Below are 19,009 nucleotides of genomic sequence, written 5' to 3' on the forward strand. Positions count from 1 at the left end.
CAGAATCATTCGCTTGTCCTTCCAAGTTGAATCGGGCACCGTTTCATCCGGACGGGTCGATCGAGGAGGAACCAAGACGTGAGTGGTCTGTGGGCGTTGGGCCGGGTCGTGGTCCTGGCCTTGTTGTGGGGGTCGACCTACCTGTGGATCGAGCTTGCTCTGGACGCCTTTTCGCCGGTCCAAGTGACCTTCATTCGCTGCGTGCTCGGGGCTGCCACGCTGCTGGTCCTGTGCTTCGGTAGCGGTCGGCGGCTGCCCAGGGATCGGGCGACCTGGGGTCGCGTCGTCGTGGCGGCCTTCTTCTGCAACGCACTGCCGTACGCCTTGTTCAGCATCGGCCAGCAGATCATCGACTCCGGGGTCGCCGGCATGCTGAACGCGACGACTCCGCTGTGGTCGATGTTGATCGGCCTGCTGATCGGGACCGAACGCGGCATCCGCCCGATCCGGGTGGCCGGGCTCGTGCTCGGATTCAGCGGGACCGTGGTGATCTTCGCGCCGTGGCAGCAGGCGGGCGGCGTCGGTTGGGGTGCGCTGGCGATCATCGGGGCGGCCGTGAGTTATGCCGTCTCCTTCGCGTACATGGGCCGTAACCTGGTGGGTCGCGGCATCCCGACGATCTCGCTCTCCGCGGCGCAACTCTGCGCGGCCGTGGTGTTCAGTGGGCTCGCCCTGCCGGCCGGCGGTTTGGCGTCGGTGGACCTTGACCGGACGGCCCTGATCGCCGTTGTCGTACTGGGAATCGTCGCCACCGGGATCACCTTCCACCTCACCTACCGGATCATCGCGGACGAAGGCGCGACGAACGCAGCGACGGTTGGCTATTTGCTGCCGGTGGTCTCGGTGGCGTTGGGGAGCATCGTGCTCGGCGAGGACATCGGCATCCGGGTGGCCGCGGGGATGTTCATCGTGCTGCTCGGTGTCGGCCTGACGCGTCGGCGCCCGCCGGCAGTGGTTGCGGGCCCGGCACTCGTCGCGACTGGTAGTGACCGATGAGGGTTCTCTACCAGGTCGACTCCTTTACGAGTACGCCGTTCACGGGGAACCCCGCGGGCGTGGTGCTGGCGGCGGAGGGGATGACCGACGCGGAGATGCTCGCCGTCGCGGCCGAGCTCAACAACTCCGAAACGGCGTTCGTACTCCCTGCCGACGGCCTTGATCACGATGTGCGGATCCGCTTCTTCACCCCGACGACAGAGGTGCCGACGTGTGGTCACGCCACCATCGCGGCCCACTTCGCCCGAGCTATCGAGTACGGCCTTCCCGCGGGTTCGCTGGTTCAGAAGACGGGGAGCGGTCTGCTGCAGCAGGTCGAGATCCACCGCGACGGGGATCGCATCAGCATCGGCTTGCACCAGGGCGTTGCGTCCTTCGGCCCCGAGCTGAACACCTCGCAGGTCGACCGCCTCCTGCACGCGCTCGGCGCCGGACGCCACGACCTGGCCGACGGCGGTCCCGTCCAGATCGTCTCGACAGGCCATTCCAAGGTGTTGCTCGAGCTGCGCAGCCGCGCCGTGGTCGACGGGCTGCGGCCCGACCTGGTCGCATTGACGGCGCTCAGCCAGGAGATCGGCAGCAACGGATACTTCGTCTTCACCCGATCCACCGGCGACGCCGAGCTGCTCACCTGGTCGCGCATGTTCGCCCCCGCGATCGGAATCCCCGAAGACCCCGTGACCGGCAACGGCCACGGCCCCCTCGGCGCCTACCTCGTCCGCCACGGCCTCGTCCCAGCGTCCGGCGGAACCCTCACCTTCACCGGCCGCCAAGGCTCCGCCATAGGCCGGCCAGGCGACGTCCAAGTCACCATCGAAGTCCGCCCGGACAACGAGCTCCTCGCCTCAATCACCGGCAACGCGACCACCGCCTTCCGCGCCACCCTCCACATCTGAAACCTGCCTTCCCCGCATCCGAACTACGGACCCGGCGGTCGGCATCCCGACCGGCCGGAAACGGTCACAAGGGCCCGATGAGTGCCGACACGCCTGGTCACGAGGGCCCGATGAGCGGAAGTCGGGGGTGGGGGTGCGCGTTATGGTCGGGAGATGGTGGAGACGGTGGATGCGGTGGTGGTCGGGTCTGGGCCTAATGGGCTGGTTGCGGCGATCGCGTTGGCGGATGCCGGGTGGGACGTGCTCGTGGTGGAGGCGTCCGATCAGCTTGGTGGTGCGGTTCGGTCCAGTTCGGCGGATGGGTGGACGACCGATCACTGCAGTTCGTGTTATCCGCTGGGCGTCGCCTCGCCGGTGATTCGGGCATTGGAGTTGGAGCGGTTCGGCTTGAAGTGGGCGCACGCACCCCGGCCGTTGGCGCACTTGCTGGATGCGGAATCCCCGGCCGCTTTCATCGATCCGGATCCCGAGCGTACGGCGGCTGGGCTGGCGGCAGAGCATCCGGCCGACGGCGAGGCGTGGTTGAGGTTGTACGAGGGCTACATCAAGATCCGCGAGCCCTTGTTGCGCGCGTTGCTCACCGGTTGGCCGCCAGTTGGTGCCGCGGGACGGCTGGTGCGGCAGCTCGGTTCACTCGCCGAGCTTGGGCGGTTCGCGCGGTTCATGGCGCTGCCGGTGCATCGGATGGGCCAGGAGTTGTTCGCCGGTCAACGTGGGCGGGCGCTGCTGACGGGTAATGCCATGCACGCCGACGCACCACCTTCCGCGACGGTTAGCGGCACCATGGGCTGGCTGCTCGCGATGTTGGCCCAGGATATCGGATTCCCTGTGGTGCAAGGCGGTTCGGGCCGTCTCGCCGACGCGATGATCGCCCGGGCGCGCGAGTCCGGCGTCGACTTCGCGACGGGTGAACCGGTGGTCGGTCTGACCGTGAACGGCGGCCGGATCACCGGCGTTCGGACGGCCGCGGGGCGGACGATCTCGGTCAAACGAGCCGTCATCGCCGACACCTCCGCGCCCGTGCTGTACGACGAGTTGTTGCCGTCAGCAATCATCCCGGCCGGGCTTCGGCGCGACCTGGCGAAGTTCGAGTGGGACTTCCCGACGGTCAAGGTCAACTACCGTCTCTCGGCCGCCGCCCCCTGGACCGCGAAAGACGCGCACACCGCGGGCGTCGTACATCTTGGTGGTAATGCGGACGATCTCGTGCACACTGCCGCCGACCTCGATACCGGTAGGTTGCCGGGGGCCCCTTTCCTGTTGGTGGGACAGACGAGTACGGCGGACCCGAGTCGTTCCCCGGCCGGCACCGAGGCGTTGTGGGCGTATTCGCATCTGCCGCGCGGGGTTGCCGATGACGCCTCGGCGGACAAGATCGCGGGCCGGATGGACCGTCAGCTCGAGCGGCACGCCCCGGGCTTCAGCGAGCTCGTTCTCGATCGGCAAGTCCAGCGGCCCGGGGAGTTCGAGGCGGGCAACGCGGCGATGGGCCTCGGCGCGCTTGGCGGCGGGACGACCCAGTTGCACCAGCAGTTGGTATTCCGCCCGACGCTCGGACTTGGCGGGCCTCGGACGTTCGTCGACGGGCTCTACCTCGGCAGCGGCGCGATCCACCCCGGCCCCGGCGTACACGGTGCGTGCGGCTGGCTGGCGGCCCGCGCGGCCCTCCGGGACGCGGCCCCGCTCGGTCTCCTCACGCGCCGCCCGACCTCCGCCCTACTCCGCCGCCTCCAAGCTTGACCTGAGGTCGGATAGGTTCGGTGGGTATCCAGGATGAAGGAGTCGACTTGAAGTTTCTGCTGACGATCTACGGCAACGAAGAGATCTGGGGCTCGTACTCGAAGGAGGAGTTCGAGGCGTTGATCGCGGCCGACGCGGAGTTCCAGCGCGAGATCCGCGAATCGGGTGAGTTCGTCTCGGTCGAGGGCCTCACGGATCCGGCCAACGCGCGGACCGTGAAGATCCGCGAGGGCGTGCCGGTGGTGACCGACGGACCGTACCTGGAGTCCAAGGAGTACCTGGCCAGCTTCTTCGTGCTCGACTGCGAGAACCTCGATCGCGCGGTGGAGATCGCCGCGAAGTACCCGACGGCCAAGACCACCGGTGTCGAGGTCTGGCCGTTGATGGAAGCCGGCGGGACCGACGTGTGACCGAGGACCTGCTGCGGGAGTTGGCGCCGCAGGTCCTCGCGGTGCTCGTCCGCCGCAACGGGCAGTTCGACGCCTGCGAGGACGCCGTCCAGGAGGCCCTGCTCGCCGCGGCGACGCAATGGCCGGAGGCAGGCGTTCCGGACAACCCGCGCGGTTGGCTCATCACTGTCGCGTCGCGGCGGCTGACCGACCAATGGCGTAGCGAGAGCGCTCGCCGGCAGCGCGAGGACAAGGCCTATGTGCTCGACGAAGCGGCGGATCAGCCCGAGATTCCGCAGTCCGACGACACGCTGACCCTTTTGTTCATGTGCTGCCATCCGGCCATCACGCCGCCGTCGCAGGTCGCGCTCACCCTGCGGGCCATCGGCGGTCTGACCACCGGCGAGATCGCTCGCGCGTTCTTGATGCCCGAGGCAACGATGGGATCACGGATCAGCCGCGCGAAGAAGAGCATCAAGGCGGCCGGCAGCCAATTCGCGCTACCGCCCGAGGCCGAGCGTGACGAGCGGCTCAAGGTCGTGCTGCATGTCTTGTACCTGATCTTCAACGAGGGCTACACCGCGAGTTCGGGCGAGGACCTGCAGCGGGTCGACCTCACCACCGAGGCGATCCGCCTGACCCGGGAGGTGCATCGCCTGCTGCCGGCCGACGGCGAGGTGGCAGGGCTGCTCGCGTTGATGCTGTTGACCGACGCGCGCCGCGCGGCCCGGATCCGGCCCGACGGCGGGTTGATCCCGATCGACGAGCAGGACCGGTCGTTGTGGAACCGGGAGCTGATCGAGGAAGGCTCGGCGCTGATCCTGCGGACGCTGGCGCACGGCGCGCTCGGGCAGTACCAGTTGCAGGCGGCGATCGCGGCCGTGCACGCGGAGGCCCCGACCGCCGAGGCGACGGACTGGCCGCAGATCCTCGGCCTCTACCGCCTGCTGGACCGGATCGCGCCCAGCCCGGTGGTGACCTTGAACCGCGCCATCGCGCTCGCCCAGGTCCAAGGTCCGCAGGCCGGGCTGGACCTCCTTGCCACGCTCGACGGCGACAAGTTGATGGCCGACAACCACCGCCTGTACGCCGTACGGGCCCATCTGCTCGAACGCGCCGGCGACCCCGCGGCGGCTCGCGCGGGCTATCTCGAGGCCGCCCGCCGTACGACGAGCCTGCCCGAGCAGCGTTATCTCAACGCCCGCGCTGCCGCCCTCACCTGAGGTAGCCACAAAACCCGCAGAAGGTCGTAGCCTGGAAGCGGTCGGGGAGGGCCGTGGGGTGGATGACGACAAGCTGGTAGCGGTAACAGGGGCGACGGGACGACAGGGCGGCGCCGTGCTGCGCCATCTATTGGCGGATGGCTGGCAGGTCCGCGCTCTGACTCGTACGCCGAACTCGATACGGGCGCAGGCACTGAAGGACCTCGGCGCCGAAGTCGTGGCCTGCGATATGGCCGACCGCGACTCCTTGGTGAAAGCGTTCGCCGGCGCTCGCGGTGTTTACAGCGTGCAGAATCCGATGATCGCGGGATTCGACGGGGAAGTGGCCCAGGGCAAGAATGTCGCGGACGCCGCCAAGGCCGCTGGCGTACTGCACGTCGTTTATGGCGGCGCCGGGCCCGGTCTGCCCGGGACCGGAGTCGATTCCTGGGAGTCGAAGCTGATCGTTGCCGACTATGTGCGCGAGTTGGGCATCCCGCTGACCGTGCTGCGGCCGATGGCGTTCATGGAACTGATGACCGACAAGGACCTCTACCCACCAGTCGCCATGTGGCGCCTCATGCCCAAGTTCGCCGGCGCCGACACTCCGATCCCGTGGCTGGCCGTCGACGACCTTGGCGTGATCGCGGCACGGGTATTCGCCGACCCGGAGACTTTCGTTGGTACGGACCTGCCGCTGGCAGGAGAGATCCGCTCGGTCGAGTACTGCCGTCAAACGTGGCAACGCGTGATGGGCCGCGCACCACGAAGCTTCCCGATGCCGGTCTGGCTTTTCGAACGCTTCACCGGCAAAGACCTCACGACCATGTGGCGTTGGCTCGCACGCAACGAGGTTTCGGTTGACCCTCAGGAGACGAGCGCGCTGCTCGGTTCCGTCACGACAGTCGAGCGGTTCGTCGCCGCTCGCCGATAGCCGGGGCGGGGATGCGACGGCCGAGCGTGAGCAGGGCGGCCGCGGTGAGGCAGGCGGCCGCGACGGAGAGGATGACGGGGTGATAGCCGGCGCTTCCGGCGAGAATCGCGGCGCCTAGGGGTGCGGAGGCGCGCGAGATGATGACCGGGGTGGCGAGCGTTCCGGCGATGGTCGCGTACCCGGTCGCGCCGTACCGGTCGAGCAGGATCGCCGGAGTGGCGATCGACGAGATGCCGAAGCCCAAGCCGAACAACACCAAGCACGCGATGGCGCCGGCCAGGTTGCGGCCTACGAGCGGCAGCATCGAGATGGAAACGCCTTGCAGGACAAGGACTCCAGCCATGATGGTGGCCATAGGCAACCAACGTAGCGAGATCGTGGTGGCGATCCGGCCGGTCACCGACAGCAGGCCGAGTACGCCCGCGAGGCTCGCCGCCGTCGCGGTGGAGTGCCCGAGATTGACCAGGTAGAGCACCAGATGCACCGCGATCACGGCCTGCGCTCCGCTATGCAGAACGAAGGCCGCGGCCAGGAGCCAGAACCCGGGATCCCGCAACGCCCGCGCGGGCGAGCCGCTCCGCTGGGGGACCCCGTGTCTGGGCCCCGTACGACGTAAGGCCGTCGCGTGCAGCGGAATCGTCAGAAACCCAAGGGTCGCGGCCAGGATGAGCAGGGTTCGACGCCAGTCGTACGCGTCCACCAAGTACCCCGTCAGCGGGATGAAGATCGAGCTCGCGAATCCCGCCACCAAGGTGATGCCGAGCAGCGCGCGCGTCCGGGCCGCGGGCGCGGTGACGGCGACGACCACGGCGAACGCGGGCTCGTACAGCACCATCGCGGCAGAGATTCCGATCGCCACGAAGACGACGTACAGCTGGGGCACCGTCTGGACCTGCGACCAGCCGAGCACGGCCATGGCGCCGAGCAGGGAGCCGGCCGTCATCAGGCCATGCCCGCCGCGGGCGTCCAGCCAGCGGCCGACCGGCACGGACATCAGCCCGGTCACCAGTACGGCGGTGGTGAACGCGCCGGCGGCCGTGGTGGTGGAGATGCCGAGGTCGCGGCTCATCGGACCGAGCAGCACGCTGAAGGCGTAATACAGCACGCCATAACCGACGGTCTGCGTGACGGCCAGCGCGGCGATCAGACCGCCGCTCCCACGGCGAGCGGCGGCCGTCGCGGATCCCATCAGTTGCAGCAGCCCGATTGCGCGGTCGCGGGCTCGTCGATCACGGTCAGCAGGCCTCCGGCGATACCGGTCGCGAGGCCGCGCGGCTCAGAGGCGTTATTCGACGAGCAGACGCCGGTCTCGGGCAGGTCCAGCTGTACGTCGCGCGCCGCCTCCCAATCGCCGGCCACCGCCGCGACCACCGAACGCGCCTGCTCGTATCCGGTCGCCAGCAGGAACGTCGGGGCGCGGCCGTACGACTTGGCGCCGATCGCGTAGTACCCGGCCTCGGGGTGGGTCAACTCCTCGACGCCGTGCGGCGGGACAGTGCCACACGAGTGCTGGTTCGGGTCGATCAGCGGCGCCAGCGCCCGGGTCGAACCGAGGATCGGGTCGAGGTCGAGCCGCAGTTCGCCGACCATCTCGGTGTCGGGCCGGAAGCCGGTCGAGTTCACCACGGTGTCCGCGATGACGCGCTGGTCGCCCGCTGCCAACTCGACGCGGCCGTCCTCGGTCAAGGCGATGGCCTCTGTGCGGAAGCTGCTCACCAGCTCGACCCGGCCGGACTGCACGAGCTTCTGCAGGCGACTGCCCAGAGCGCCGCGGGCGGGCAACTCGTCGGCCGCGCCGCCACCGTACGTGCGGGCCTGGCTGGTGCCGCGAACCACCCACACCACCTCGGTACCGGGGACCTGCTCGGCCAATTCGCCCAGGTCGAGCAGCGTGGTCGCCGCGGAATGGCCCGCGCCCACGACCGCCGTACGACGTCCTGCGAAGCGCTCCCGGTCGCGGCCGAGCACGTCGGGGAGGGCGTGGCTGAGGTGTTCGGCGGCGGCTTCTTCACCGCGGGCGGGGATGCCCGAGCCGCCGAGAACGTTCGGGCGGCGCCAGGTGCCGGCGGCGTCGATGATGGCGGTGGCCTGCAGCTCGGTGCCGTCGGCCAGGCGCAGCAGGAAGGGCGCGTCTTCGCGGCCGGCGGTGCGGATGCGGTCGAACCCGACCTTGGTCACGGCGACCACGGGTGCGTCGTACCGGATCCGGTTGGTGAGCTCCGGCGTCTTCGCCAGCGGCTCGAGGTAATAGTCGATCAGGTCGCCGCCGTTCGGCAGGGCGGCCAGGTCCGGCTCGACCCAGCCGGCCTGGTCCAGCAGCCGGCGCGCGGCCGAGTCGATGTCGTAGCGCCAGGGGCTGAACAGCTTCACGTGCCGCCACTCGTCGATCGCGGCCGCGACGCCCGGACCAGCCTCCAGCACCACGAAGTCCAGCCCGCGCTCGGCCAGGTGCGCCGCTGCTGCCAGACCCACCGGGCCGGCCCCGATGACCGCCACCTGAGTCGTGTTGTGCTCGCTCACGTCCATCTCCCGCTTCACTATGTTGAAGTTCATCTAATCAGCTGTGCCTAGCCTGCCTCGTGATTAGACAAGAGTCAAGATAGATATCCATCTAAATAGCGCCAAGTACTCTCTGTGTCCTGGGTCACGTGAAGCGGAGTGTAACTTCGGTTTACAGTAGGCCCGAGGACGGACCTAGCAGGGAGCGTGAGATGGCGGTGCCGCAGGCAAGGCAGAAGAACCGGCGGGACGCGATCGGGATGGGCGTGGCACTGCTCAACCGGCTGTCGAAGTCGCGAACGATCGAGCGACTCGGCCTGCGCAAGCAGACCGAGCGAGTGGTTTTCGAGGCGACCAAGACCGGTTTCCGGACGGCCGGCGCCCTGACGCGGAACTTCAAAGCCGTCTCCAGGGCCACGAAACCGGCCCGCCTGCCGTCCGCGAAAGGCAGCGGCAAGTTCGACCTGACGCCGACCGAGGACCAGGAGATGGTCGTCGGAGTGGTCCGCGAGTTCGCCGCGGAGGCCCTGCGCCCGGCGGCGGCCGCGGCCGACACCGCCTGCGCGACCGCTCCGTTGGTGCTCGCGCAGAGTTCGGAGCTCGGCCTGAGTTTGATCGAGGTGCCCGAGGAGCTCGGCGGCATCGTCACCGAACGCTCCGCCCTCACCGGCGTCCTCGTCGCCGAGGCGATGGCGTACGGCGATATGGGTCAGGCCGTCGCGTGTCTGGCACCGGCAGCGGTCAGTACGGCGATCTCGCTCTGGGGCGATGAGGTCCAGCAAGCGACGTACCTGCCGGCGTTCACGGGTGATTCCGTCCCGGCCGCCGCGCTCGCGGTCGTCGAGCCGCGAGCGCTGTTCGATCCCTTCGAGCTGCGTACGCGAGCCCAGCGCGTCGACGATGGGTACGTCTTGAGCGGCGTGAAATCGCTCGTGCCCCGTGGTGCCGAGGCCGAGGTGTTCGTGATCGCCGCCGAACGCGAAGGCCACGGCCCCGCGTTGTTCCTGGTCGAATCGAACCACCCGGGCCTGACCGTCGAGGCCGAGCCGTCGATGGGCCTGCGGGCGGCAAGCTTGAGCCGGATCATCCTCGACGCCGTACCGGCTCAGTTGCTGGGCGAGGGCTCGGCTGAGGACTACGCCGAATGCATCCGGCTGTCGCGACTCGGCTGGTGCGCGCTATCCCTCGGTACGGCGAAGGCGGTGCTCGACTACGTCACGCCGTACGTCAATGAGCGCATCGCGTTCGGTGAACCGATCAGCCATCGCCAGTCGGTCGCCTTCATGGTGGCCAATATCGCGATCGAGCTGGAAGGGATGCGACTCGTCACCTACCGGGCCGGATCGCGTGCGGAACAAGGGCTGACGTTCGCCCGCGAGACCGCGCTGGCCCGTCGGTTGTGCACCGAACAGGGCATGCGGATCGGCACCGACGGCGTGCAACTGCTCGGCGGTCATGGCTTCGTGAAGGAACACCCGGTCGAGCGGTGGTACCGCGATCTGCGGGCCGTCGGCGTGATGGAAGGCGCGGTGCTGGTCTGATGATCAACCTGGAGACTCCTCGCAAGTTCCGCGCCTTCATCAATCAGGCGCACCAGGTCGCGGCCGAGATGCTGCGCCCGAATTCCCGCGAGTACGACCTGGCCGAACACGCTTATCCCAAAGAGCTCGACATGCTCGCGGCCATGGTCGACGGCCTCGGCGCGTCCGGCACCGGCACAGGCGCGGGAGCGAGCGGCGTACGACGTACCGAAGCCGATGTCGACGGGGGAGTGAAGAACGGGTCCAACCTGTCGTCCGCGTTGTCGATCATGGAGATGTGCTGGGGTGACGTCGGCCTGCTGCTGTCGATGCCACGGCAAGGCCTGGGCAATTCGGCCATCGCGTCCGTGGCGAGTGACGAACAGCTGAAGCGATTCGAGGGCGTCTGGGCGGGGATGGCCATCACCGAACCGGGTTGTGGTTCGGACTCGGCCAGCATCCAGACGACCGCGCGGCTCGACGGCGACCACTACGTCATCAACGGCGAGAAGATCTTCGTCACCGCGGGCGGTCGGTGTGACGCCGTTGTCGTCTGGGCGACGCTGGACAAGTCGCTCGGCAGGGCCGCGATCAAGTCGTTCGTGGTCTTCAAGGACACTCCAGGTCTGACCGTCGAGCGGCTCGAGCACAAGCTCGGCATCCGCTCTTCGGATACCGCGACCATCCGGCTGGAGGACTGCCGGGTGCCCGCGGAGAACCTGCTCGGTACGCCGGAAGTCGATGCGGACAAGGGTTTCTCCGGCGTCATGCAGACCTTCGACAACACGCGCCCACTCGTCGCCGCGATGGCCGTCGGCTGCGCCCGGGCCGCGCTCGAACTGACGCACGACCTACTCGCCGAGGCCGGCGTCGAACCCGACTACGACCGCCCGGTCCACCGCCAACCCGCGGCCGCCGCGTCGTACCTGCAAATGGAAGCGGACTGGGAGGCGGCGTACCTCCTCACCCTCCAAGCCGCCTGGATGGCCGACAACGGCCGCCCCAACTCCCTCCAAGCCTCAATGGCCAAAGCCAAAGCCGGCCGCATCGGCAACGACATCACCCTCCGCTGCGTCGAACTGGCCGGCAGCCTCGGCTACAGCGAACACCACCTCCTCGAAAAGTGGTCCCGCGACTCCAAAATCCTCGACATCTTCGAAGGCACCCAACAAATCCAACAACTGATCATCGCCCGCCGATTGCTTGGGAAGACGTCAGCTGAGCTCAAATAGCCTTACCTATAAGGGTTTTGTGAACCCTTTGGCTGCATCACTCGGCACGGCTCCGAGGTTGCTCCGCCATCCTCATGCCGCGGTGGAATCGTCCGGGTCCGCGAGCAAGGCTAGGCCGGGTTGGCGGTGGCGGGGGAGCCGGAGAGGAGGCGGCGGCCGAGTGGGGTGGTCTGGTGGAGGACGGTGGAGCGGACTCGGCTGCTGCTGATCAGGCCGGCTTCGCGGAGGATGGCGGCGTGATAGCTGGCTGCGCTCGGGGTGATTCCGCACCGGCGGGCCAGCTCTGTGGTGGTGCAGGGCACGAGTGCGGCGTCCAGAGCGGCCGCGCGGGTCGGGCCGAGGACGGCGGCCAGCGCGCGTGGCGGTTCGGCACCGGCGAGGCGGGGCAGGGTAGGGGTCTGTTGGACCGGTAGGACCAGGACGGGCGGACCGCCCGGGACGAGCAGCTTAGTGGGCGCGCGCCAGCAGAAGACCGACAGTTGGAGCTTGATGCCGCTCCCGCCGAGGAGCAGATCCGGGCCGGTCAGGTCGGGCAGATGCAGAACCGGTGGCGACCATACGACGCGTGCATGCAACCCACCGAGTACGGGGTCGACCCCCTGCCAGGCCAGGGACTCGCCGAGCTGGGCGTTCTCGGTGGTCACCTGAGCGCTGATCGATCGCCAGTACGGCGCGATGGCCACGTCGTAGTTCGCACGCAGCGCGTCAAGCTCGGGAGGTGACCATCTGGTCGGCGCCGCCTCGAAGTCACCGGAGCCGGCGATTCCGGCCAGTCCATCGTCCGGCGTGGAGAGCTCCTCGCGATGATCGAGTCGAGCCCCAAGGGTGAGGCGTGTGTCTGCGACCTCACCGCTCCCCTCGACCTCAGCCAGCCGACGATCAGCCATCACCTGAAGATCCTGGTCAAAGCCGGCATCCTCGCGCGAGAAAAGCGCGGCCTCTGGGCCTGGTACTCGGTAGTCCCGGAACAGCTCGAAACCCTGCGCCGCCTCCTGCCCGGCCCAGCTTTCCTACAGCCGATCAGCTGACCTGTTCCTTCACTGCTGCGACAACGTACGTCGCATCCCGGTGCACGCCTCGCAGAGCGTCCAGCGAGAACGCTGGAACTCCAGTCCGAGGTAGTCAGCCTCGGTGTGAGAGGTGGCACCAACGACGTGTTTCTCGCCAGTGCGCCTTATTGCGGGCGAGCTCCGATAGTGATCGTCCAGCCTTGCCCGTTGACGAACTGAGGCAGGCTCATGCAGGGGATGCCCAAGGCATCGCACACATCCGGCATACGTGGCTTGTCGAGGCTACGTGCTGTCTCCTGGGTCACGACCGTGCCATTGCGGGCATAGGCCAAGGCGACGACGAATGGATCGGCACCGTTTCGTGGCCCGCCACCCATGCCCAGCAAGCGAGGATGCTTCGCAAGGACCTCGCGGGTGGCGAGTTGGATGTCTCGGCTGAGCGGTACGAAGAAGCCCGGGCAGGTGCGAGGTTGGTGTGTTTCATTGCCGAATCTCCGTCCAAGGTCAGGCGGCAGGACTCAGCTTCGACGGTGGTTCCCGCTTGATTGCTCGACCTCTATCGGGGCCTAGGCGAGCAACGCATAGGTCGCCGTCACGCTTGCCACTGCGCGCGGGTGATCCGGTAGAGCACATGCCTCTGCAGCGGGTGACCAGAAGGCAGCCGTGGGTCGTCGAAGTCGTCGGCCTCATCGTGCGTCATACCGATCCGCTCCATCACTCGCTGAGATGGCCTGTTCGTCGTCGTGGTGAACGACATCACGTCGTCCAGTCCAGCCGGACCGAACGCATACGCCAGCGAGGCCCGCGCCGCCTCAGTCGCATAACCGTTGCCCCAGGCCTCCTTTGCAAGTCGCCATCCGATCTCGACGCCGGGCCGGAAAGGTGCATCGAGGCTCGGCACCGACAAGCCGGTGAAACCTATGAAGCGTCCGGTCTCCCGTATTTCGACCGCCCAGAATCCGAAGCCGCGCTGGTCGATCGAGGACCTGAGCCGGTCGATCGTTCGGTCGCTGTCCACCCGGCTAAGCAATGCCGGGAAGTGCTCCATCACAGCCGGGTCGGCGTTCATGGCCGCGAACGGTTCGTAGTCATCGGCCTTCCACTGCCTTATCAGCAGCCGCTGGGTAGTCAGCTCGGTCATCTCACTCCTGATCTAGTCGGTGCTTCCTGGCTGTGGCTGCCTTCTCAATACTGTCGACAACGCCACCGGGTCGTATTCGGCTAGGGCGCCTTGTTGTTCTCGGTCGGCGAAGGGCCCGAACACGGCGCGGTGGTGAGCGACAACATCTTCAAGCCGTGGCTTGCTGTAGACGGCGAGTGTGTTCAATGACGCGTGGCCGAGCAGGTCCTGCACCTCGTGCATCGGCACTCCACCGTTCAGTGCACGGATCGCGAATGTGTGCCGCAGATCGTGCAAAGTCCAGTTGGCCCCTAACAGCCGGTTCACCCGGGCCATCACCGCCCGCAACGCGTCGTAGGTTAGCGGCCGGTGCGGCTCGCGCAACGTCAACCAGACCGGCTGGCCGTCTCCGAGTGTCCCCCGGTCAAGCTGGTAGAGCCGCAACCACACGAAAGCGTCCGGCGATGCCGGCAGCCATTGCCGGGCTCCGCCCTTGCGTACTACTCCGATCAACTGGTCGCCGTAGTTGATCATGTCGCCAGTAAGCCCGAGTAACTCCGAGGCCCGGGCGCCGCTGCTGACGTAGAACGCGGCCAGCGCCTGGTCTCGATGCGACTTCAGCTTGCGGAACAACTCGTTGAAGCTCGTGTCCGGGATCGCCCGCGGCAGCGGCTGAGAATCCTTCTGCCGCAACGCCCGCCGCCTGGTCGGCGCAAAGCCGTCCATCGGGTTGTGATGCCCATGCGGACGGCCAGCAACCGGAACCGGATTCACCAGCGGCCCGTCGCCGCGCTCACGGTAGAACTCGTAGAACTCATGCACCGCCGACAACGTGTGGTTGATCGTCGCAGGCGCATAAAGGGCCGTCTGAACCTTCTTGCCTGTCACCCGATTCACCGGCAGTCGAGGCCCGGGCAGATTCTTCGCACCGGTGAACTTGTCCGCCTGGCGCGCCCACAACACGAAGTCGCGGACCACCCGTTCTGACACCTGATCCCATCGGCACTCTGTCGCCCAGCAGAACCGCAGAAACCGCAGCAGCGACATCGCGTACCCCCTCACAGTGTGCCGCGAGCAGTAACTGCAGCAGCCACTCCCTGCCGGGCCCGAACTCGACGTCTTCTGCGTCAACCACTACGAAACCCGGTTGTTGAATCATCGCCCGAACGCAACCATCGGCACGCACCTCCGGATCGGACCTCCTGCTGCTCCCAGCCATGCATGCAACGGTGCTCCCCGCACGCACCTGCCAACCGTTCCGACACGCGCTCTAACCACGCTGACTGCTTCGGTTAATACACCCATGTGGACGCGAGTGTTTCGAGGTTCTTGCGCCGTTTCGACCAGGGCAGTTTGCGGATGTCGCTCCCGTTCGCTGCGAGTACGTCGAACGCCATGTAGGTCGCCGTCCGTTGCGCGGTCTCTCGGCTTTGCAGGGCACCGAAGTCGGGCATGCCGTCGACATAGACGACCAGCTCCCCGTTTATCTTGAGTCGATCGCTGGGCGCTGCCGTTTTGCTGGTTGTGAGCGTCGTGGACATGTCCAGGACGGCGCGGTTGATCTGGCCGCCGCAGCACCGTGGATTCGATCTGAACTCGGAGCTGACACTGTGGCCATGGCAACTAAGTCGCCCGGCCTGGCCGGGCCGGTCCAGCTCGAGTTAGGCGCTGAGGTGTTCGTGGATCATCTGCCAGCGGCCGTTCTCTTTGATCATCGCGTTCGTGCCTCGACCCTGGCCTTCGCGCCTCTGGCCGTTGGTGTAGCCCACCCAATGGAAGCGGTATCGCACGACGGCACAATCAGCTGAGGCGCAAACCCAGTGGAGGTCGCTGATGGTGTAGACCTCGTCCTGAATCTCGTCAAATGTTCGCTGGACAGCATCCGTGATGGCGTCGATGCCTTCAAAGGACCCGTCGGTGAACCAGTAAGTCGCGTCGTCGGCGACGAGCTCTCTCCAACGGTTCACGTCGTGTGCGTTGGTTCGTTTGTCGTACTCCGCCATGAAGGCGTCGAGCTCGGCAAGCAGCGCATCGGTTCGATTTTCCATACCGCCAGCCTGTCAGAAGGTTCTGACCTTTCCTTGCCGGCATCGCACGTCGATCAGGCCATCAGCGGTGCGGACGTCCTCGTGGCGCAGCCCCAGCGCCTCACCGATCCGCAATCCGGTGTCGCTCAGCAACCCCAACAACACCCGGTCACGCAGGCGCACACAGGCCCCGATCAAAGAGGCCGCCTGCTCGTCGGTCAGGATCGACGGCCGGCGGGACGGCTCACGCAGTCGTAGATCGCTGCGCCGCGGCCGCGACTGCTTCACATGTGCCAGGAATGGGCGAAAGGACGAGCCCGTCGACGCGACCGGGCGGCTCGCGTCGCGGCTCGTCAACGCCATCTCCGCCCCGTGGCGCCGGTGGAACTCGTAAAACGACGTCAATGCCGCGAGCTTGCGGTTGATCGTGGACTCGCTGCACGCCGAAACAGTTGCCGGCAGCACCGAGATCTCGCCGCGACGCGCGGCCGGCGGGAGCCTTAGCCACGGCTTGAACGCGGCCAACTCGTCATAACGCAACCGATCCCAGGTCAGGCCTCGCCGACCCAAATAGTCGAAATAGTCCTTCAAGTCGTGTGCATAGGCCTTCACCGTGTTCGGCGACCGCCGCTGATCACTTAGGTGCGACAAGAACTGCTCGACCGGCAGTACGGGGAGCCAGTCATCACCCAGCACCGTCCACGACTCTTCGTCGGCATCGAGACCGGCCACCCGCTGTACCCGCATGGCTCTCCCGCCGCGTCGTAGACATCGCGAACCTAGAGCGTCCACAACGGGAAACAGGGACCTTCATCGGCAAGTCGTCGACGTGTTGGACGCCCCTCTGAGGACCTCAGATAACCCCGTCGAGCACCAGTCCCTGAGGGAGCATCCTGGTCGCGGCCGCGACCAGGATCGGGAACCGGGGGGTGAGGTTGGTGCCCCGGCGCGACCGCAGCCGTGCCTCGTCACCGAGGCGGGCCAGTCCGATCCGGCTAGTTGACTGAACTCTTCAGAGCGCCAGTTGGTGCTGCAGCAGGCGTCGGGAGAGGGTGGTGGAGTTCGAGTCGGGTCTTCGCTGGGGGGTTCTGTTCCCTGAGGTGGAGCATCAGTCGACGATCCGGTGACTACGCCGTGAGGCGATCCGCTTCGGCCAGCAGCAGATCGCCGAAGGGCTGAAAGCCAATACTGCAGGCGTAGACGCCGCTGACGACTCGGTGGATGGTTCCCCATTCCCAGATGGCGGTGGCATCCACGCCCGTGCGAGAAGCCAGCCGCTCAGTCCGCACCCGGAGGTCGTCGCCGAGGTCGGGGTTGCAACGCACGATGGTGCCGAGATCGCACGCCGGTTCGGCCCGCAGCCCGAGGGGATCGATGAGCTTGTAGCTGCCGTCACTCGCTTGCAGGGCGTTCATCTCGTGGATGTCACCGTGGACGAGAACCGCGGTCCGATTGTCGTGGGCAAGGTGACGACGCTTCATACAATCGAGCGCGTCCGCCACCGTGGCCGGCGAACACGGTTGCCCTGCCTGCTCCCACAGTTTTGGCAGCCGATCGGCGTACTGCTCAGCCAACTTCGCGCCGGTTGGAAGGTCGATGTCGGGACCGGTCGGACGCCACAGGCGAACCGCCACGTCGCACAGCAGGTCGTGGCGGCTTGCAGGGTCGGCCACGACGTTGTACATCGGAACCCCAAGGCGCTCCAGCAGCAGGGCTTGCCGACTCAGGTCCTCGCCCAACAGCTTGGCGCATCCCCCGCCATTCGCCAGGCGCAACGCCATGGCCTCCGGCCCGACGTCCCGACCCGGCACCCCGATCTTGAGGACCGCCGGAGTCCCGTCAACCAGCGTCACCTCGACAACCAGGGCGACGTGACCGCCCGTGAGACTGGGACCGATCGTCAGAGACCAGTCCTGGGCTAGCGAGTCGACCACGCCTGGTAGCTCGTCCAGCCAGGATTCGTTCCCGTCGGTTATGACCGTCTTGCGGACCTGGTCGGGAATGTCGAGGCTCACACCGGCAGCCTAAAGGGAGGGACACGTCAGTCGTGATCGGCACCCGCCACGGGTTCGCTGATTCGGCCTTGATTTCGATGATTGCCGCCTCGCAGGTCCACTACTCGACGTCGCGCCGCGCAGCCACTGCCCCCAGCGACCAGATTGACTTGTTCAGGCAGGCGTTGCAGCTGGTGGAGGTTCTCGCGGTCGATCACCGCCACCGGCTCGTCGTCCACGCCGGCGAGTGGACACAGGGGGAAGTGTGCCGGCGGCTTCTCGCCCGTCGCGTCACATCTCAGGCAGCGCCAGTCCGCCATGGCCGTGGTGCTCCGCGGTCAGGTGGTCGTGCCGTGCGGCCGTCGGTTCGCCGGCGCCAGGGAGATATTCAGCTTGCCCACGACCGTGCTCCTATCTTTGGTTGCCCTCAGCACCCGGTTCCCTCAGTGACCTGAAACCACACCTCGTGCGCTAGTGCGTGCGCGCAGCGGCACGTCGTCCGGCCGCTGAGGGCCGCTCGGCGGTTGTCCGACCGTTACCCATTCGCCGCCGTGCTGGATGAAACGTTCTCGCTGACACCGTTCCCGCCGCTGGCTTCGCCGACGACCGGCTGCTCGACTGGGTTGCCGCGGCTGGCCGGTGCCGCCTGTCCAGCCGGATGCCTTGTGAGCGGCCCGTCCAGCGCGGCGTCGGTGTCCGCCGCGCTGGCCAGTGTCTCCGGTTGAATTAGAGGATTCTGCCGATAAGGCCGTACTCCAACTTGCCCCAGTCGCTGACGTGCTGGAGTTCGATGCCGACGCCACGACCGTCGTATCTCATGGGAACTGAACGGCAGGTCTCGTTGTCGTTGCCGCCGTAGTCACGGAAGTGAAGGTTGACCTCGCCGGTCTGGTCCCGCACCCAGATCTCGGCATATGACGAGCTGACGGAGTTCCACGCACGGATGCACACCGTGTTGATCGAGTCCTTGTACCAGGCCGACGCCTTCCAGACCTGGTCGGAGTTCCTGAGAACAAGCTCACCCCACGGATCAGCAGCTGCGGGCGTGGCTGTCGCGACCACGGTTCCCACCGTGACCGCGACGGCCACCGCGGCGCGTGTCAATGCCGTGCCGATCATCGTGCCCATTTGGTATTTCCCCTTTGTTGGTTTGGCCGGCGCGGTGCCGGCCGACATAGAGTGCGACCCGCTGGAGGGGTCGGCAATAACCTTCAGCCGTGGCCAAATAACTCAGCTCCCCCGCGAGCGACGGGTCCCAGACCTCCCTCGCAATCATCTGCAGCGGTTCCTGGCGGCCAGGCCCCATCCATACCTTGCGCCCGCCAGGCCGCGGGGCGCCTGGCAAGGCGCGTCGCCGCGACACCCGGCCAACTCCGCCCGTACGGCGGCTCCATGCCACTCCATCCGCCGGTAGCACTCCCGAAGGAACGCGTCAGCCGGGGCTCGGTAG

Annotated in this window: 21 protein-coding genes; 9 read left to right on the top strand and 12 right to left on the bottom strand. The window is 67.1% G+C overall.

Annotated elements, in window-relative coordinates; genetic code table 11:
• The first annotated feature begins 78 nt into the window (after window positions 1-78).
• From OG394_RS00645 to OG394_RS00670, 6 genes are all read left to right on the top strand, one after another.
• Window positions 79-996 (top strand): DMT family transporter, encoded by a 918-nt coding sequence (locus OG394_RS00645; RefSeq protein WP_328992729.1) that lies wholly within the window; start codon window positions 79-81, stop codon window positions 994-996.
• A complete protein-coding gene (locus tag OG394_RS00650; protein WP_328992730.1) occupies window positions 993-1,892 on the top strand; it encodes a PhzF family phenazine biosynthesis isomerase in 900 nt (299 codons plus the stop codon). The genes OG394_RS00645 and OG394_RS00650 overlap by 4 nt, the downstream gene beginning before the upstream one ends.
• Before the next feature lie 153 nt (window positions 1,893-2,045).
• Window positions 2,046-3,632, top strand: coding sequence for a phytoene desaturase family protein (locus OG394_RS00655; RefSeq protein WP_328992731.1), 1,587 nt, complete (start codon window positions 2,046-2,048; stop codon window positions 3,630-3,632).
• 47 nt (window positions 3,633-3,679) lie between these two features.
• Window positions 3,680-4,042, top strand: a complete 363-nt coding sequence (locus OG394_RS00660; RefSeq protein ID WP_328992732.1) for a YciI family protein — start codon at window positions 3,680-3,682, stop codon at window positions 4,040-4,042.
• On the top strand, window positions 4,039-5,244 hold the full coding sequence (locus OG394_RS00665) for an RNA polymerase sigma factor (RefSeq protein WP_328992733.1): 1,206 nt from the start codon (window positions 4,039-4,041) through the stop codon (window positions 5,242-5,244). The genes OG394_RS00660 and OG394_RS00665 overlap by 4 nt, the downstream gene beginning before the upstream one ends.
• A 58-nt stretch (window positions 5,245-5,302) precedes the next feature.
• Complete coding sequence (locus tag OG394_RS00670) at window positions 5,303-6,157, top strand: NmrA/HSCARG family protein (RefSeq protein ID WP_328992734.1); 855 nt, start codon at window positions 5,303-5,305, stop codon at window positions 6,155-6,157.
• Here the strand turns inward: OG394_RS00670 and OG394_RS00675 are convergent.
• Both OG394_RS00675 and OG394_RS00680 read right to left on the bottom strand, forming a co-directional pair.
• Window positions 6,120-7,346, bottom strand: a complete 1,227-nt coding sequence (locus OG394_RS00675; RefSeq protein ID WP_328992735.1) for an MFS transporter — start codon at window positions 7,344-7,346, stop codon at window positions 6,120-6,122. The two genes, OG394_RS00670 and OG394_RS00675, sit on opposite strands and share 38 nt — an antisense overlap.
• Window positions 7,346-8,710 carry an FAD-dependent oxidoreductase gene (locus tag OG394_RS00680; protein ID WP_328992736.1) on the bottom strand — a complete coding sequence of 455 codons (1,365 nt, stop codon included), beginning with the start codon at window positions 8,708-8,710 and terminating at the stop codon, window positions 7,346-7,348. Before OG394_RS00680 ends, OG394_RS00675 begins: the two co-directional genes overlap by 1 nt.
• A 158-nt stretch (window positions 8,711-8,868) precedes the next feature.
• On the opposite strand from OG394_RS00680, the gene OG394_RS00685 reads away from it, so the two are divergent.
• A complete protein-coding gene (locus tag OG394_RS00685) occupies window positions 8,869-10,197 on the top strand; it encodes an acyl-CoA dehydrogenase family protein (RefSeq protein WP_328992738.1) in 1,329 nt (442 codons plus the stop codon).
• A complete protein-coding gene (locus OG394_RS00690; RefSeq protein ID WP_328992739.1) occupies window positions 10,197-11,408 on the top strand; it encodes an acyl-CoA dehydrogenase family protein in 1,212 nt (403 codons plus the stop codon). The genes OG394_RS00685 and OG394_RS00690 overlap by 1 nt, the downstream gene beginning before the upstream one ends.
• Before the next feature lie 110 nt (window positions 11,409-11,518).
• Here OG394_RS00690 and OG394_RS00695 read toward each other — a convergent pair whose 3' ends face one another.
• Window positions 11,519-12,295: a winged helix-turn-helix domain-containing protein gene (locus OG394_RS00695; RefSeq protein ID WP_328992740.1), complete on the bottom strand. Its 777-nt coding sequence runs from the start codon at window positions 12,293-12,295 to the stop codon at window positions 11,519-11,521.
• Here OG394_RS00695 and OG394_RS00700 point away from each other — a divergent pair.
• Entirely contained in the window at window positions 12,212-12,436 is a 225-nt protein-coding gene (locus OG394_RS00700) for an ArsR/SmtB family transcription factor (RefSeq protein ID WP_328992741.1), read from the top strand. The genes OG394_RS00695 and OG394_RS00700 overlap by 84 nt on opposite strands.
• Before the next feature lie 146 nt (window positions 12,437-12,582).
• Here the strand turns inward: OG394_RS00700 and OG394_RS39980 are convergent, their stop codons facing one another.
• The 9 genes from OG394_RS39980 to OG394_RS00740 all read right to left on the bottom strand — a co-directional run bounded on the left by OG394_RS39980 (window position 12,583) and on the right by OG394_RS00740 (window position 18,687).
• Window positions 12,583-12,795, bottom strand: coding sequence for a DUF4411 family protein (locus tag OG394_RS39980; protein WP_442914292.1), 213 nt, complete (start codon window positions 12,793-12,795; stop codon window positions 12,583-12,585).
• Window positions 12,796-13,010: 215 nt separating this feature from the next.
• Window positions 13,011-13,559, bottom strand: coding sequence for a GNAT family N-acetyltransferase (locus OG394_RS00705; protein ID WP_328992742.1), 549 nt, complete (start codon window positions 13,557-13,559; stop codon window positions 13,011-13,013).
• Window positions 13,560-13,571: 12 nt separating this feature from the next.
• The gene (locus OG394_RS00710) at window positions 13,572-14,600 is read right to left on the bottom strand and encodes a tyrosine-type recombinase/integrase (RefSeq protein ID WP_328992743.1); all 1,029 of its coding nucleotides are present in this window, start codon (window positions 14,598-14,600) and stop codon (window positions 13,572-13,574) included.
• 230 nt (window positions 14,601-14,830) lie between these two features.
• Window positions 14,831-15,079 carry a hypothetical protein gene (locus tag OG394_RS00715; protein ID WP_328992745.1) on the bottom strand — a complete coding sequence of 83 codons (249 nt, stop codon included), beginning with the start codon at window positions 15,077-15,079 and terminating at the stop codon, window positions 14,831-14,833.
• Window positions 15,080-15,199: 120 nt separating this feature from the next.
• Window positions 15,200-15,586 carry a YybH family protein gene (locus tag OG394_RS00720; protein ID WP_328992746.1) on the bottom strand — a complete coding sequence of 129 codons (387 nt, stop codon included), beginning with the start codon at window positions 15,584-15,586 and terminating at the stop codon, window positions 15,200-15,202.
• A gap of 12 nt (window positions 15,587-15,598) precedes the next feature.
• A complete protein-coding gene (locus OG394_RS00725) occupies window positions 15,599-16,312 on the bottom strand; it encodes a tyrosine-type recombinase/integrase (RefSeq protein WP_328992747.1) in 714 nt (237 codons plus the stop codon).
• 380 nt (window positions 16,313-16,692) lie between these two features.
• On the bottom strand, window positions 16,693-17,580 hold the full coding sequence (locus OG394_RS00730; RefSeq protein WP_328992748.1) for an aminoglycoside phosphotransferase family protein: 888 nt from the start codon (window positions 17,578-17,580) through the stop codon (window positions 16,693-16,695).
• Window positions 17,581-17,606: 26 nt separating this feature from the next.
• Window positions 17,607-17,798, bottom strand: coding sequence for a hypothetical protein (locus OG394_RS00735; RefSeq protein ID WP_328992749.1), 192 nt, complete (start codon window positions 17,796-17,798; stop codon window positions 17,607-17,609).
• 487 nt (window positions 17,799-18,285) lie between these two features.
• Window positions 18,286-18,687, bottom strand: a complete 402-nt coding sequence (locus tag OG394_RS00740) for a hypothetical protein (RefSeq protein ID WP_328992750.1) — start codon at window positions 18,685-18,687, stop codon at window positions 18,286-18,288.
• Between the last annotated feature and the right edge of the window lie 322 nt (window positions 18,688-19,009).

Source organism: Kribbella sp. NBC_01245, assembly GCF_036226525.1.
Classification (GTDB): domain Bacteria; phylum Actinomycetota; class Actinomycetes; order Propionibacteriales; family Kribbellaceae; genus Kribbella.

Bases quoted from the DNA above. Each gene is read 5' to 3' on its own strand.
- OG394_RS00705 (WP_328992742.1), bottom strand. From the start codon at position 13,559: ATGACCGAGCTGACTACCCAGCGGCTGCTGATAAGGCAGTGGAAGGCC.
- OG394_RS39980 (WP_442914292.1), bottom strand. From the start codon at position 12,795: ATGGGTGGCGGGCCACGAAACGGTGCCGATCCATTCGTCGTCGCCTTG.
- OG394_RS00715 (WP_328992745.1), bottom strand. From the start codon at position 15,079: ATGTCCACGACGCTCACAACCAGCAAAACGGCAGCGCCCAGCGATCGA.
- OG394_RS00685 (WP_328992738.1), top strand. From the start codon at position 8,869: ATGGCGGTGCCGCAGGCAAGGCAGAAGAACCGGCGGGACGCGATCGGG.
- OG394_RS00740 (WP_328992750.1), bottom strand. From the start codon at position 18,687: ATGGGCACGATGATCGGCACGGCATTGACACGCGCCGCGGTGGCCGTC.
- OG394_RS00675 (WP_328992735.1), bottom strand. From the start codon at position 7,346: ATGGGATCCGCGACGGCCGCCGCTCGCCGTGGGAGCGGCGGTCTGATC.
- OG394_RS00725 (WP_328992747.1), bottom strand. From the start codon at position 16,312: ATGCGGGTACAGCGGGTGGCCGGTCTCGATGCCGACGAAGAGTCGTGG.
- OG394_RS00690 (WP_328992739.1), top strand. From the start codon at position 10,197: ATGATCAACCTGGAGACTCCTCGCAAGTTCCGCGCCTTCATCAATCAG.
- OG394_RS00655 (WP_328992731.1), top strand. From the start codon at position 2,046: ATGGTGGAGACGGTGGATGCGGTGGTGGTCGGGTCTGGGCCTAATGGG.
- OG394_RS00695 (WP_328992740.1), bottom strand. From the start codon at position 12,295: ATGGCTGATCGTCGGCTGGCTGAGGTCGAGGGGAGCGGTGAGGTCGCA.
- OG394_RS00680 (WP_328992736.1), bottom strand. From the start codon at position 8,710: ATGAACTTCAACATAGTGAAGCGGGAGATGGACGTGAGCGAGCACAAC.
- OG394_RS00720 (WP_328992746.1), bottom strand. From the start codon at position 15,586: ATGGAAAATCGAACCGATGCGCTGCTTGCCGAGCTCGACGCCTTCATG.
- OG394_RS00700 (WP_328992741.1), top strand. From the start codon at position 12,212: ATGATCGAGTCGAGCCCCAAGGGTGAGGCGTGTGTCTGCGACCTCACC.
- OG394_RS00650 (WP_328992730.1), top strand. From the start codon at position 993: ATGAGGGTTCTCTACCAGGTCGACTCCTTTACGAGTACGCCGTTCACG.